At 41.9% G+C, this 15,316-nt stretch carries 13 protein-coding genes; 8 read left to right on the top strand and 5 right to left on the bottom strand.

Features of this window, described 5'->3' with window-relative positions; translation table 11 throughout:
* Positions 1-122: 122 nt before the first annotated feature.
* From ACQKL0_RS02660 to ACQKL0_RS02645, 4 genes are all read right to left on the bottom strand, one after another.
* Positions 123-1,580, bottom strand: a complete 1,458-nt coding sequence (locus ACQKL0_RS02660) for an alpha-amylase (RefSeq protein WP_402870020.1) — start codon at positions 1,578-1,580, stop codon at positions 123-125.
* A gap of 306 nt (positions 1,581-1,886) precedes the next feature.
* Entirely contained in the window at positions 1,887-3,719 is a 1,833-nt protein-coding gene (locus ACQKL0_RS02655) for a CotH kinase family protein (protein WP_427686024.1), read from the bottom strand.
* A gap of 29 nt (positions 3,720-3,748) precedes the next feature.
* Complete coding sequence (locus ACQKL0_RS02650; RefSeq protein WP_427686022.1) at positions 3,749-4,444, bottom strand: DUF4956 domain-containing protein; 696 nt, start codon at positions 4,442-4,444, stop codon at positions 3,749-3,751.
* 33 nt (positions 4,445-4,477) lie between these two features.
* Positions 4,478-5,161, bottom strand: a complete 684-nt coding sequence (locus tag ACQKL0_RS02645; RefSeq protein ID WP_427686020.1) for a polyphosphate polymerase domain-containing protein — start codon at positions 5,159-5,161, stop codon at positions 4,478-4,480.
* A gap of 402 nt (positions 5,162-5,563) precedes the next feature.
* Here ACQKL0_RS02645 and ACQKL0_RS02640 point away from each other — a divergent pair, with 402 nt between their 5' ends.
* Genes ACQKL0_RS02640 through rbsB form a run of 6 tightly spaced genes read left to right on the top strand, consistent with a single transcriptional unit; the run spans position 5,564 to position 11,200 of the window.
* Entirely contained in the window at positions 5,564-6,547 is a 984-nt protein-coding gene (locus ACQKL0_RS02640; RefSeq protein WP_427686018.1) for a LacI family DNA-binding transcriptional regulator, read from the top strand.
* Entirely contained in the window at positions 6,544-7,428 is an 885-nt protein-coding gene (gene rbsK, locus ACQKL0_RS02635) for a ribokinase (RefSeq protein WP_427686016.1), read from the top strand. The genes ACQKL0_RS02640 and rbsK overlap by 4 nt, the downstream gene beginning before the upstream one ends.
* Positions 7,425-7,817 (top strand): D-ribose pyranase, encoded by a 393-nt coding sequence (gene rbsD, locus ACQKL0_RS02630; RefSeq protein WP_427686014.1) that lies wholly within the window; start codon positions 7,425-7,427, stop codon positions 7,815-7,817. The genes rbsK and rbsD overlap by 4 nt, the downstream gene beginning before the upstream one ends.
* 18 nt (positions 7,818-7,835) lie before the next feature.
* Positions 7,836-9,317: a sugar ABC transporter ATP-binding protein gene (locus ACQKL0_RS02625; RefSeq protein ID WP_427686013.1), complete on the top strand. Its 1,482-nt coding sequence runs from the start codon at positions 7,836-7,838 to the stop codon at positions 9,315-9,317.
* Between the two features lies 1 nt (position 9,318).
* Complete coding sequence (locus ACQKL0_RS02620; protein ID WP_402870036.1) at positions 9,319-10,263, top strand: ABC transporter permease; 945 nt, start codon at positions 9,319-9,321, stop codon at positions 10,261-10,263.
* A 16-nt stretch (positions 10,264-10,279) separates the two neighbouring features.
* Positions 10,280-11,200 carry a ribose ABC transporter substrate-binding protein RbsB gene (gene rbsB, locus ACQKL0_RS02615; RefSeq protein ID WP_402870039.1) on the top strand — a complete coding sequence of 307 codons (921 nt, stop codon included), beginning with the start codon at positions 10,280-10,282 and terminating at the stop codon, positions 11,198-11,200.
* A gap of 111 nt (positions 11,201-11,311) precedes the next feature.
* Here the strand turns inward: rbsB and gdhA are convergent, their stop codons facing one another.
* Positions 11,312-12,694 (bottom strand): NADP-specific glutamate dehydrogenase, encoded by a 1,383-nt coding sequence (gene gdhA, locus ACQKL0_RS02610; protein WP_427686011.1) that lies wholly within the window; start codon positions 12,692-12,694, stop codon positions 11,312-11,314.
* Between the two features lie 163 nt (positions 12,695-12,857).
* Here gdhA and ACQKL0_RS02605 point away from each other — a divergent pair, with 163 nt between their 5' ends.
* A complete protein-coding gene (locus tag ACQKL0_RS02605; RefSeq protein WP_402870044.1) occupies positions 12,858-13,760 on the top strand; it encodes a LysR family transcriptional regulator in 903 nt (300 codons plus the stop codon).
* 484 nt (positions 13,761-14,244) lie between these two features.
* Positions 14,245-15,237 (top strand): PTS transporter subunit IIC, encoded by a 993-nt coding sequence (locus tag ACQKL0_RS02600; RefSeq protein ID WP_402871292.1) that lies wholly within the window; start codon positions 14,245-14,247, stop codon positions 15,235-15,237.
* The last annotated feature ends 79 nt before the right edge of the window (positions 15,238-15,316 follow it).

The following is a 15,316-nucleotide window of genomic DNA, read 5'->3' as shown; positions in this document are numbered from 1 at the left end:
TGGAGAAATCTTCGGGCATGCTTGAAATGGTGTAATGGGGGTTTCTTTTTCCATGAGAAACAACAGCAAAAACAGTAGGATGATGATGAACCTTACTGTTTTTGCTGTAGGAGGCAAATCCCTTATTGATTGAGTGCCCAAACGGATACGCTTTTTCCATGAACGGGAAACGTTGCATACCCATCTTCCTCTATCGTAATGTGGTCATCTCTATGGAAGGTTAGGTCGGTCCAGATTTCACCGGCGCGGTGCTCGCCAACAAACATCCTTTTCTCACTGTTTTGATCGCTGTTGGAGACGACGACGGCACATCCCGAGCCTTCTAGCTCTTCTACGCCTAGGCGAACCCAACCGATTGTATGGGGATCATCGAAATAATCCTTTTGCTCACCATAGGCTTTTTCATACCTTGCATGCAGGAGCCGGTCGATAATGTCTTTTTTACCGGGAACCGGGGAAGGACCGCCAATTCCATAGTAATCTCCATAAAAGACACAAGGGTAACCACAAAGTCTAAGCAGGATTAGGGCATATGCCGAGGGTTTGAACCAATCCTTAACCCATGATTCAAGTGATTCATGGGGCTGAGAGTCATGATTATCGACAAAAGTGACGGCCTGTGCCGGATTAGTTTGAACGAGGGTATGATCAAAGATGGTTGAGAGATCGAAGTCAGATCCTGCTTTTGAGGCTTCGTGAAATTTATAATGCAAGGAAACATCGAATAGATTGAGGTCATGATTCGTTTGGTCTAAAAAAGTTTGACAGGCATTTACGTCTGCCTTCCAGAATTCACCCACCATAAAGAAATGTTCCTTTGTGTAAGGGATGAGTTCTTGTAAAAATTCATTGATGAATTCATAATCAATGTGCTTTACAGCATCTAAACGAAAACCATCGCATTTCAATGTGTCGACCATCCATTTTCCCCAGGTGATCATCTCCTGCCGAACTTCTGGAAGACTGTAGTCAATGTTGGCAAACATCAGGTAATCGTAGTTCCCAAATTCATTAATGACATGCTTACTCCAATGCTTATTTTCGCCTGTTATCCGGTAAACGCCCATTTTGTCATGTTTGGCGTCATAGTCTGTTCCATTAAAATGAGTATGGTCCCATTTAAAAGAGGAGTACTGATTATTACGTCCGGGAAAATCGAATGTTGTCCATCCCTCTATTTCAAATGGTTCCGATATGTCTTCCATCCTATTCTCTGGATTGACTTCGATGACTTCGAACTTTTCAGTTCCATCAGCCCCAGCCTTATGGTTCATGACCAGGTCGATATATACGCATAGCCCGTAGTTATGACAGGCGGCAATCGCCTGATGCAATTCTTCCTTTGTCCCGTATTTAGTACGCACGGTACCTTTTTGGTCGAATTCCCCCAAATCGTACCCGTCATAAATACCATACCCATTATCCTCTAGGGATTGGCCCTTAGTAACAGGTGGAAGCCATATACAGTCAATTCCTGTATCCTTCAATTTCAGGGCCGCGTATTTCAATCTTTCCCAGTGCTTTCCATCCGCTTCTAAATGCCACTCGAAAAATTGCATCATCGTATGATTTCTTTTCATTCTTTCCCCCCTGACACCGACACGTTTGACAAGATACATATAGAACGATCGGAAAAGTGATAATGGAAATCTTTACCCTTTATAGAAAAATAATAAACAACTGAAAATGTTTAGATGAAAATAAAATACATCCTCCTATTATTTTACTACCTTGTAATAAAAATGGATATAGCGTTTCGGTTTGTAAAAAAATAAGGCGAAGTTATAAAGATTGGATGTCTCCTTATTGTCGTGTGTTTGATGAAATCAACATTGAAAAAGGCATCCCAAACTCGGGATACCTGATTGTGATGAATTTATAAACGATTAACCCTTTCTTCCTCTGCGTCTAAAGGAGTGAGCAAAGGCTATCGCACCGAACAGTAATAAAAGGAGGACAGATGATAGAATGATGGTTTCCTTGGAATAGCTGCTGTTAATTCCACCACCTGAATCCATATCTCGATTCATACCAGGAGGCTGCATGGCCATACCATTTTCCCCATCTTTCATGTTAGGAGGTTGCATGGGTACGCCATTTTCCCCGTCTCCCATGTTAGGAGGTTGCATAGGTGCTCCGTTTTCATCATTTCCCATGTTAGGAGGCTGCATAGCCGCACCCTTCTCCTTCTCCATATTAGGAGCGGCACCGCCCATACTACTTTGGGTTTCGGCTTCAACAACTAAATCTCCAGAAAGTTGAGCCAAGATAGAATCGGCACGTTGGGTAGCAAAATCAACCAGTGTTTCTTCTCCGGATATTGCTTTTGTATATTCATCCATCGTATAGAATTTAGTCGGATCCTTTTCTACATATGGTGTGATTAATGCAGTTACTTTTTCCGTCATGGCTGTCATATTTTCTTCAGAGAAATAGTCCGTGGCAATGTCGTTTAGATATTCATAATACTTTTCACGGTACTCTTCAGTAGAAAGCAGGGCATTCAATAAAGGACGATCCTCAAGTGTCGTTCCCATTACAGGCTCTGTAATACTGAAATTAATAGTGCTTTCATCCATAAAATTAGCGCTCATGTCCCCCATCATAGCACCACCGTTCATATTGGGTGCGCCATCAGGAAGCTTTGCTTTGGCATTGTTATCATTATTATTGGCAGGGGATGAATCTTCGGTAACCGTCGTTGGTTCTCTTTGGTCTACCGCCTTAACATCCCTATTATTTGCAGCCTCTTGTCCTTTTTCCGTCTCCTTATCACCGTCTGCGGCTGGACCACCACCGCCGCCAGAAAAGCCACCGAATGACATATTATAGTCCCATGGCAAGATGGAAAAGATCCCGTTCTCTTCGTATAAGTAGTAATTATGCTTCAACATGCCTTGATAGTGATCAAGGTTGACCAGGGCTGTATTGGCCGCAAAGTAGCGCAGCATTTCATCTACATCCAAAACTTCTTCCAAATCGCCCCCGTTATTGATGACATCGAGCATTTTGATCATGGCAGATTGATCAGAATTACCGTTTGTTTTCAAGTTTATCCCTGTATAGTCATCGATATCATCACTGATCCATTTTAGATCACTTCCCGTACCATCAGGATAATAAAGGTCGCCAGTGCCTTCAGAGAAATTGGTGTCTAAAAATGTTTCTTCAATCGCCTCGACACCTAAATACAAGCCCCATTCTTTTCCGTTAATAGTCACGTACATATAGGAATGACCGGGAGTCGCGATTCCCATCTTTTCCATGAGTGTGTAGGAAAGGTACTCCCTCGTATAGGTGGGATCACTGTAATTGTTGTTCAATGCTAATTTTTTCAGGCCATGTAAGTCCTGATCTTCCTGATAATGATCAAAGTCAATCTTCCAGCTATATCGATCGGAATCTTCCATTTGAACGACAGAATTTAAGGAAAGGTTCCCTTTGGTTCGAAACCCTACATTCTTAACGGTTTCTCCATCGATCGTCACATCAGCATTCACGATTTCCTTTTCAGAAGGATTTTCCAGGATGGAAGCTAGATCATCATCGGCTACTGTTATATCGACTTTTGTCACCTTACTTTGGTCAAATACCGTTTCTGTATAAGTATTCCCTTTATTGGCGATGTCGATTTGAAGATTAGGAAGGAAAAACATCACGGCAACGAAAATGACTATCAATAAACCAATCGATGCTACAACGTATCTTGTTTTTAACATAATAGGGCTCCTTCCTCCGCTTATCTATCTTAGGCAGTGAAGTTGCCGTCATAACTTAACATGATTGCAGATTGAACACTGTCCATATCCTTGACTTGATTAATGAACTCCGTATTATTATCTTTCAATCGAATTTCATATGTGACTTCATTGTTATTGTCAGGCATGACGGATTTCGATTTAATAGAATGTTTTTTCACCTTACCCGAAACCAATTCTTCCAACTGCTTCTCAATGGAAGCATTCGAGTATCTAACAATCAGTAAATAAGGGTTTTCTACAGTCAGACGATTTGCAAACACGAGCATGACAATACCAATTAAGATGGCACCTATAATGACGAGTGGAATGAGTCCGGCTCCGCATAATATCCCTGAAGCGGCTGCCCAAAATAGAAAAACCAAGTCCATTGGATCTTTAATCGGTGTCCTGAACCGTACGATAGAAAGGGCACCGACCATACCAAGCGAGATGACAATGTTAGTTGAGATTCCCATGATGATCAAAGCGGTAGCCATTGTCATGATGATTAAAGAGATGTTGAAATTGTGGGAGTACATCACGCCTGAAAAGGTCTTTTTATAAATGACGTAAATGAACAAACCGATGGCAAAAGCTAATAGTAATCCTATTAAAGAGTCAATAATTGAAAAGCTTTCTGTTTTGTCCAAAAAGCTGGATTTGAAAATATCATTAAACGTGGTCGTATTTGTATTCGTATCCATATGCTATTCCTCCAAATTATATTGTTCGCTAAATCAGCCATATCGTCGGCTTAGCTGATATTTTGAAAAAGCCGTTTTTCTTGTGTTGATAATAGAAAGCAGATGTTTAATGACATCGGGTAAGAATTCATCATATTTCACTTCCAAAATAACGTAATCAGGATCTAACGCATCGACAACGATTAAATCGGGGTTTAGAAAATCGGTATCACGATAACTTGTTTTGACATGGCTATCAAATGTCACCCGGACATTCCCGGATTCGTAAATGAACACTTCTCTTTCATAATCCACGACGGTAGTGGGCTTAATTTGAAAGAGAGTCATTTGGATATATAATTCCCGGATTAAATCCCTTGGGTCTTCGGCCATCCAATAGATATCGCCAAAACGAATCCATTCATATTCTTCGGCCGAAAGCCTGCATTTCTGCTTATACGTTAAGTTATCCCTCTTACTCTTTTTCTCTAGATTAATAAAATCAGTATTATAGTCGTAAAGCCTGGCCCTGAATTTATCTCTATGATAAAATCCCTCTGTTTTTTGGCGCATGATTTTATTCTCGAAGTTATCGAAATAGGCACTCCGGATTAAATACTTGCCATCCTCTCCATGAGGGTCGAGCTTCATGAAATTCTGTAGGTTACTTCTCAATAGATAGCAATCCGCCTTCGTGATTGTATGTTTAAGCTCACGCCTGCCTTTCAAACCATTCATTGGTATCCCTCCTTTTTTTGGCTTGTTTTACACCATAAAGCTTATAAGGGAAATCTTAAATAATCCTTAAGAAACGAATCCAGGTTCAGAAATGAATCGAATCTCCTATAGTGGTGACGAAAATTACGATGGAAAAAAGCGTCGACATGCATCTTGGCTTGAGAAAAAACACTTTACGAGAAGAAAGGTTATCTGCAACGAGTGAAGCGAAAAAATCTTGTTTTTTCGGAATTATTAACAAATCACTCAATATTCATCAAATTATATCGAAATAATGAATTGTGTTATGCTTTTTAGTGCAATATACCCATTAGATACTAAGGTATTAGGACTTGCCGTTCATATAAAATGATGATAAGCTAATGTGGAAACGGTTACAGATAACACATTGAGGTGAATGTATTGGCGACTATTCGGGATGTTGCAAAGGAAGCAGGATTTTCCGTAGCGACGGTTTCTAGAGTGATAAATGACAGCGGGTACGCACATGAAGATACAAGAAAAGCCGTCATGTTAGCTGTGGAAAAATTGAATTATAAGCCGAATGAAGTGGCTAGATCCCTCTATAAACGTAAATCTAAATTGATAGGCCTTATTTTACCTGACATTACGAACCCCTTCTTTCCTGAAATGGCAAGGGGAGTAGAAGATTATCTCCAACAATATGGGTATCGGTTAATCTTTGGCAATAGTGATGAGAAGAGAAATAAGGAAATAGAATATATAGATACTTTTTTGCAAAATAATGTAGTGGGAATGATTGCTTCTACAAGTGAAGTGGGAAATGAAAATTTTAGCAACCTGGAAATCCCCGTCGTCTTGCTTGACCGGACGGTAGAGGGCCTGCCCGCGGTTTATTCCGACCAAAGGGCGGGTGGCCAACTGGCGGCCCGAATACTGATAGATAGAGGAAGTAAGGACATCGTTTTAATCAGGGGACCTGTTGAAATAAAACCTGTGTATGACCGGTATGTAGCGGCAATGGAAGAATTAAGGCTTGCAAAGGTGAAGTTCCATGTTCTGGACTCGCCGCTTACCATTCAAGGTGGTCAGGTCTGTGCGCAAGAATTATTTGAAAAATATCCACAAGCAGATGGGGTCATTGCTTGTAATGATATTGTTGCGGCAGCGGTCTTGCAGGAAATCTTAAAAAGTGAAAAACGAATCCCTGATGACATCCAATTGATTGGGTACGATGATATTGCCTTCACAGCATTATTACACCCGCCTCTGTCGACTATTCGGCAGCCAGCTTATGAGATGGGAAAACAGGCAGCAGAGTTATTGATTAAAAGAATCAATCAAGAAGTAATAGAAGAGACACATAGAAAGCTTCCAGTTACATTTGTTGAAAGACTAACTACGAGAAAGAAGGCCGAGTCATGATAAAAATAGCGGTAGTCGGAAGTTCCTCCATGGACTTAGTCGTTACATCGCCTAAGCGTCCGATCGCAGGTGAAACGGTGCTTGGGGATTCCTTTGTAACAGTGCCAGGTGGAAAAGGAGCCAATCAAGCCGTTGCAGCAGCCCGTTTGGGTGCTGAAGTAACGATGATCGGTTGTGTAGGAGATGATTTCTATGGAGAAATTATCCTCGAAAATTTAAAAAACAACGGTGTTTTTACCAATTATGTGGAACCGGTTGCAGGTGAAGCTTCCGGAACTGCCCATATAACGCTTTCAGAGGGAGATAATAGCATTATAGTTGTTAAAGGTGCTAATGATTCCATCACCCCCGATTATGTCAAAAAGGCAATGAAAATTATAGAAGGGAGCGATATCGTTCTGGTTCAACAAGAAATACCGGAGGAAACTGTGGAATTTCTTGCTGAATTATGCGATAAGCTCCAGAAAAAATTACTGTTGAACCCTGCACCTGCACGTGAGATTAGTGAGCTTGTTATTCAGCGCTCATCCTTCATCACCCCGAATGAGCACGAATTCGACATTCTTTTCAAGGGAAGGAATCGGAGTGAAGTTTTGGCCGAATACCCTAATAAATTATTTATCACAGAAGGGAAAGACGGCGTGCGCTATTTCGATGGGGAACAAGAGAGAGTGGTTCCAAGTTTCGTGGTCGAGGCAGTCGATACAACAGGGGCCGGAGATACGTTTAATGCCGCATTTGCTGTGGCTGTTGCAGAAGGGAAAGGTTTCGAAGAGTGTTTGCTCTTTGCTAACCGGGCAGCCTCTATTTCAGTAACGAAGTTTGGCGCACAGGGCGGTATGCCGACAAGGGAAGAAGTCGAAGGGAGCTTTCATTCATGAAGCGTCTTGGAATCATCAATAGTTCTATCGCCAAGGTACTAGTCGATCTTGGACATACAGATTATATCGTCATTGGAGATGCAGGCCTGCCAGTTCCTGAGGGAGTGCTCAAAATAGATGTAGCATTAACGCCGGGAACACCTTCCTTTCAAGATGTCGTTCGTGCCGTTCACGACGATATGGTTATTGAAAAGGTAATTGCGGCTAATGAAATCATAGAAATAAATCCAGAACAGCATCTTTTCATGAAACAAGAATTCGGAGAATCGATTGATTATATTTCCCACGAGGAATTCAAAGTGTTGACGCGTAAAGCAAGGGCAGTTATCCGTACCGGAGAAACGACGCCGTATTCCAATTGCATTTTGCAGTCTGGCGTATTCTTTTAACGAAATGAGGTGAAAAGTATGCAAATTGAAATGAGTAATATCTATAAGGCATTTGGACAGAACAAAGTATTAGAGGGCGTTCATTTTTCTTTAGAGGCAGGGGAAGTCCACGCACTCATGGGGGAAAATGGAGCTGGAAAGTCAACTTTGATGAATATTTTGACCGGACTTCATAAACACGACCAGGGAACAATCATGATCAATGGCAAAGAGGTTTCCTTCAAGGACTCGAAGGAAGCGGAAAAAGCAGGATTGGCCTTTATCCGACAAGAGTTGAATATCTGGCCAGAAATGACGGTATTAGAAAACCTATTCATCGGTAAGGAAATGGTCAATGCTTTCGGTGTGTTGAAAAACAAACAAATGAAGGCTAAAGCCAATGAGATTTTTAAGACGCTTAATATTTCGCTTCCTTTTGATAAAGAAGCCGGTCTTTGCTCAGTTGGCGAACAGCAGATGATAGAGATTGCTAAAGCGCTGATGACGGATGCTGAGGTCATCATCATGGATGAACCAACCGCCGCCCTAACCGATCGGGAAATTGAGAAGTTGTTTGAAGTGATGAAAGGCCTTATAAAAAAAGGGGTATCACTTGTTTATATTTCTCATCGGATGGAAGAGATTTTTGCCATTTGTGACCAGATCACAGTCATGCGTGACGGTAAAACAGTGGATACCAAAAGAATCATAGATACTAATTTTGATGAAGTGGTCCAGAAGATGGTCGGTCGTGAGCTAGAGGACCGTTTCCCTCATCGTGAGGCATCCCCTGGAGAAGTGGTACTTGAAGTGAATGCACTCACTAAAAAAGGACTCTTTGAAGATATTCATTTTGCTGTCCGTCAAGGTGAAATTGTGGGTGTAGCCGGGTTAATGGGAGCAGGAAGAACGGAAATCATGCGTGCCATTTTCGGAATTGATCAAATAGGTAGTGGAGAGTTAAAGATAGAGGGTAAAAAGGTAGCCATACGTAAACCTACAGATGCAGTACGGCATGGTTTAGCCTTCATCACGGAAAATCGTAAAGAAGAAGGTTTGATCCTGGACTTTTCTATCCGCGAAAATATCGGTCTTCCAAACCTAAAGAGCTTTGCCCCTAACGGAATTGTAAAGACAGGTGATGAGAAAAAATTTGCGGAGATGATGGTCAAGCGTCTTCACGTGAAAACATCGTCTACAGAAGCGATTATTGGCAACTTGTCTGGAGGAAATCAACAAAAAGTGGTCATTGCCAAATGGATTGGAACTTCTCCTAAAGTGTTGATCATGGATGAGCCGACAAGGGGAATCGATGTCGGAGCGAAACGTGAAATATATGAATTGATGAATGAATTAACAGAACGAGGCATCGCCATCATTATGGTTTCGTCAGAACTTCCTGAAATTGTGGGAATGAGTGACAGAGTTCTTGTTGTACACGAAGGTAAAATTGCCGGGGAATTGATGAAGAAGGAAGCAACACAAGAAAAAATTATGGCATTGGCAACAGGAGGAAACTAGGATGAAACTTGAGGCTGCAGGGAAAACTGGAATCTGGCAGAAATTTGGTCCATTACTTGCTTTGATTCTTTTATTTATCGTAATAACCGTTTTAAATCCATCATTCATGGAACCGAGTAACATCTTGAATCTATTGCGTCAAACCTCCATTAATGCATTGATTGCGTTTGGGATGACCTTCATTATTTTGACTGGCGGAATTGATCTGTCGGTCGGCTCTATTCTAGCTCTATCTAGTGCACTTATGGCTGGCATGATGGTTTCAGGATTGGACCCTATTTTAGCTATATTAGTAGGCGTTTTATTAGGTACCATAATGGGTGTGATTAATGGGATTCTTATCTCGAAAGGAAAAATGGCGCCTTTCATTGTCACATTGGCAACGATGACCATTTTCCGTGGATTAACGCTTGTGTATACAGACGGTAAGCCGATTACGGGTATTGGTGACTCTTTGATGTTCCAATTGTTTGGTAGGGGATATTTCTTTGGAATTCCTGTTCCAGCGGTTGTGATGATCATCGCTTTCATCATTCTCTGGTTCTTGCTCCATAAAACATCATTTGGACGTAAGACGTATGCAATAGGTGGAAATGAGAAGGCTTCACGTATCTCAGGAATTAAAGTGGACCGGGTCAAGGTAGCTATTTATGGGCTTGCAGGCACAATGGCAGCGCTTGCCGGTGCCATTCTAACATCTCGTTTGAATTCAGCACAGCCGACTGCCGGTCAATCCTACGAAATGGATGCCATTGCTGCCGTTGTATTAGGCGGGACAAGCCTATCAGGAGGAAAGGGCCGGATGTTCGGTACGCTAGTCGGTGTCTTGATTATCGGTACATTGAACAACGGAATGAATTTACTTGGTGTGTCCTCTTTCTACCAGCAAGTCGTAAAGGGCGCAGTTATATTGGTTGCTGTTTTACTTGATCGTAAAAAATCATAAGTAGAGGTGTATCAAAATGAAAAAGGTTCTTTCGTTATTCATGGTTCTGTCTTTAGTGGTATTAGCAGCATGTTCAATGGAATCGGGATTCAATGATAATAAAAAAGAAGTAAAAGAGTCCATGAAAGACGTGAAGGTTGGAGTCAGCATTTCTACGTTAAATAATCCTTTCTTCGTTGCGTTGAAAGATGGGATTGAAAAAGAAGCGAAGGCAAAAGGTATGAAAGTGTCAGTGGTCGATGCACAAGATGATACAGCGAAACAAATAAGCGGGATTGAAGATTTAATTCTTCAAAACGTCGATATACTACTCGTCAACCCTACGGATTCGGCTGCGATTTCATCAGCGGTTCAATCGGCTAATGAAGCGGGTATTCCCGTCATAACAATTGACCGTTCTTCCGAGGAAGGCGACATTGAAACGTTCATTGCTTCAGATAATGTAGCCGGCGGAGAGACAGCGGCTGAATATCTTGTTAAACAACTTGGAGAACAGGCAAAAGTTGTGGAATTAGAAGGGGTTTCTGGAGCATCTGCAACGCGTGAGCGGGGGAAAGGGTTCCATAACATCGCAGATGAGCAATTAGATGTTCTGACAAGCCAAACGGCTGAATTTGACCGTACAAAAGGGCTTAACGTTATGGAAAACATCCTGCAAGGGAAAAAAGACATCCAAGCGGTCTTTGCTCATAATGATGAAATGGCATTAGGAGCAGTAGAGGCAATCAAAGCGGCCGGAAAAGACGTCATAGTCGTTGGTTTTGATGGAAACGAGGATGCTCTAAAAGCGGTTGAAAACGGTGAATTACAAGCAACCGTTGCTCAACAACCGGTCCTTATCGGTGAAGAAGCAGTTCATGCGGCTGAAAAAGTCCTGAAAGGCGAAAAAGTGGATAGTACGATTTCTGTTCCATTGAAGCTAGTGACTAAGGAATAAAAGTGTATGTAATAAAGGAGAGTGCCGGTATTTTGTCCGGCACTCTCCTTTGTTGTGGGATGTTACAATGAAGAGGAGGCGGTCCATTTGGACCGCCTCCTTCACTAGCTCTTAGAGTATCCCTTGAGTCATCATAGCGTCTGCTACTTTAAGGAATCCTGCAATGTTGGCTCCGACAACTAAGTTGCCTGGAACACCATATGCTTCAGCTGCTTCTATACTATTTTTGTAAATGTTTTTCATGATGCCATGCAGTTTTTCGTCGACTTCTTCAAACGTCCAAGGCATTCTGGCACTATTTTGTGCCATTTCAAGGGCTGAAACGGCTACGCCACCTGCATTGGCAGCTTTAGCTGGGCCAAAGAGGACACCATTGTTAAGGAATACGTCAATCGCTTCAAGAGTAGAAGGCATGTTAGCACCTTCGCCGACCGCTTTTACATTGTTTTTGATCAGCAGTTTTGCTGCATCTTCATCAATTTCATTCTGTGTTGCACAAGGAAGGGCGATGTCGCATGGGATAGACCAAATTCCGTAACTGCCTTCATTGTATTCCGCTTCAGGATGAACACTAACATAATCACATAGGCGTTTCCGTTCTACTTCTTTTAGTCGCTTAATTGTATCTAGGTTCAGACCGTTTTTATCATAAATGTATCCATTGGAATCACTGCAGGCGACTACTCTGGCACCTAATTGTGTGGCCTTTTCAATCGCATAGATGGAAACATTACCAGATCCCGAGATGACAACGGTACTGCCGTTGAATTGTAATCCTTTATCTTTTAGCATTTCTTCAACGAAGTAAACCGTTCCATAGCCGGTTGCTTCTGTACGTGCTAGACTGCCTCCGTAACTAATGCCTTTACCGGTTAAAACGCCGGCATGGTAGCTTCCTTGCATTTTCTTATACTGACCGAACAGATACCCGATTTCTCTGGCTCCCACTCCGATATCCCCAGCCGGTACGTCGGTGTCTGGTCCTATATGTAGTCCAAGTTCTGACATGAAGCTTTGACAGAAGCGCATGATTTCACCGTCTGATTTTCCTTTTGGATCAAAGTCGGCTCCACCTTTACCTCCGCCAATCGGTTGACCTGTTAAAGAGTTTTTAAAGATTTGTTCAAATCCAAGGAACTTGATGATGCTTGCATTTACCGTTGGATGGAAACGCAGGCCGCCTTTATAGGGTCCGATTGCGTTATTGAATTGTACGCGGAAACCTCGATTCACGTGTACATTGCCTAGGTCATCGACCCAAGGGACACGGAAGGTGATCATTCTCTCTGGTTCAACGATCCGCTCTAGTATCCCGTTTTTCATATAATCCGGATGTTGTGCAAATACCGGTACCAATGAAAGGAAGATTTCCTTTACAGCTTGTTGGAATTCACTTTCGTGGGGATTGCGTTCTTTCACTTTTGCATATACGTCGCTTACGTATTCTTTTGCAACTTGCAATTCATCTTGCTGGATTTCTTGGGATGTTATCATCTTCATTTAGCTCCCTTTTTTTTGTTATTTAGTAAAATAATTATAAGTAGTATTATCGATGGGTTCTTATGTGATAGTTTCATGATATAATTTAAATTCTAAAAGAACAATCTGAATATTAGATAAATTACATGCTGTTTTGATATGAAAGAAGGAACCAACATTGGAATTAAGACAAATCGAGTACTTCATTGAAGTGGCAAAACGAGAACATATGACTGAAGCAGCCGTGGCGTTGCATGTGGCCCAATCTGCGGTTAGTCGTCAAATATATAATTTAGAAGAAGAACTGGGTGTGCAGTTATTTATCCGTGAAGGACGGAAAATCAAGCTGACCCCCATAGGAAATACCTTTCTCATACATATGCAGAAGGCCGTCGACATGATTGAACGGGCAAAACGGGAGATGGCTGAAAGCTTGGATCCGGAAAAGGGAACGATTCGGATTGGTTTTCCGAGTAGTTTAGCTTCCTATATATTGCCAAAGGTCATTTCTGACTTCAGGGAAATATATCCGCAAGCTAAATTCACATTAAAACAAGGATCCTATCGCTACTTAATAGATTCTGTAATAAAAGGAAATATCAATATGGCCTTGATCGGTCCGTTACCACCCAATGAGAAGAAAATTCATGGAGAAACGTTATTTATTGAACAGCTAGTTGCCCTTCTATCGGAAAATCATCCATTGGCAAAGAGGAAGTCCATCAAGTTAAATGAATTACAGGGAAACCCATTCATTGTCTACCCTAAGGGATATGTTCTGCGGGAATTGGTCATGAAGGCGTGTAAGCTTAACGGCTTTGAGCCAGAGGTTGCCTTCGAAGGGAAAGACACCGATGCTATTAAAGGGTTGGTGGCAGCCGGGCTTGGCGTCACGCTGATACCTGAAATTTCTTTGATTGATAGCCTGCCTCGCTTCACGGTGAGATTGCCTTTAGAGGAACCTTCCGTAACACGTGCAGTTGGTGTTATCATTCCTACTGAAAGAGAATTAATGCCAACGGAAAAGTTATTTTATAAATTTCTTAGAGAAACCTTTGCTACCCTTGAAGGCTTTCAATAGTAGGAAAGGCAAGGAAATCAATAAAAAAAAAGGAGAATCTGCTGTAAAGTGGTTCTCTTTTTTGTCAGGAAAGAAAAAATCGTCTATTATAGTGAAATAACTAAGGAATCGGAGGAGTGAAGGGATTGATTATATGGAGAATTTAACCATAAACCTTGTGCTGAATAGTCATGAAGATAATAAGTGGAAGGTAAATGGTTAGCGCTAAATGAAGAAATCATTCCTTTTTGTAAGCGTTTTTATTTTATTAGAATAAAAATCCTGTTTACATTGTCAGAATATTCGTGTTACTATACGAACAAGCTCAATTAATGAAGGAGAAAATCAATTGTCTAACCTCTATCTAACGATGGATAGTATGGGGTATATTCTACCTTTTATATAGGCTTTGCGTAGTCAGTTTTTTATTTGATATTTAATGTTAGAATATTTAAAAAATAGGAGTGGAGATCCAGTGAGCAGAAAAGAATACATCACAGAACGAATGTATAAGGCTTCAACGGGAATCGCCAATGCTGTATTGGTAACATTAGGAATCGGTTTATTGTTTGAATCAATAGGAGGGTATTTAGACTGGGAAGTCTTCCTTGCAATCGGCGGGGCCACTAAGGTCTTGTTGGCACCAGCTTTAGGAGCTGGAATAGCATACCAACTCGGGGGTAATTCGTTGGTCATCTTTAGTGCGATGGCTTCAAGTGCGGTCGGTGGAGCTGCAATTAACCGAACGGCAGAGGGGGCTTTTACGATTGTCACCGGTCAGCCGATCAGTGCTGTTCTGGCTGCATTGATTGCCACGTATGTCGGTAAACGTTTGATAGGGAAAACCAAGTTGGATATCATGGCCATCCCGTTGGCTGCTGTCCTTGTCGGAGGGGTGTCAGGTTATGGACTTGCGCTTGTTACGACACCGTTACTGACTTGGTTAAGCGGTCAAATTACCGCCGCTGTTTCCGGTTCTCCTTTAATTGGTTCCATGGTCATTGCGTTAGTCTTTAGCATTTTATTGATGACACCGGCTTCTTCCGCTGCTTTAGCAATTGCGCTCCAGTTGGATCCCGTTTCTAGTGCGGCAGCGTTAATTGGGTGCACTGTTCAGTTTGTTGGCTTTACTGTTATGTCTTATAAAGATAATGATATGGGCGGTTTTCTAGCCCAGATGGTCGTGACTCCAAAGGTTCAATTTCCCAACTTAATAAAGAATCCGTTATACGTCATTCCGCCATTCGTGGCAGCTATTGTCTGTGCTCCAATTGCCACGATGGTCTTTGATTTTCAAGTGTCTTATGAGCTTGGAGGAATGGGGCTAAGCTCCTTAATCGCTCCGATTGCCGTACTGACGGGTCAAGGGTTGTATACGTTTCTTATCTATGTGGCAGTAGGGATGGTGCTGCCCGCCTTAATTACCATCGTTTTACACCGGGCCTTGAAAGTGATGGGGAAAGCCCATGCCGGGGACCTTCACTTGAAAATCTCATGAATCGATAGAGTTTTAGAAACCAGCTTGGTCAGGGAACCAAGCTGGTTTTTATTTATGTGGGGATTAGGGTAAAATGGGG

The sequence above is a fragment of the Peribacillus sp. NPDC097264 genome, assembly GCF_050277925.1.
In the GTDB taxonomy this organism is placed as follows: Bacteria; Bacillota; Bacilli; order Bacillales; family DSM-1321; genus Peribacillus.
This window is presented reverse-complemented; position numbering and strand designations above follow the sequence as displayed.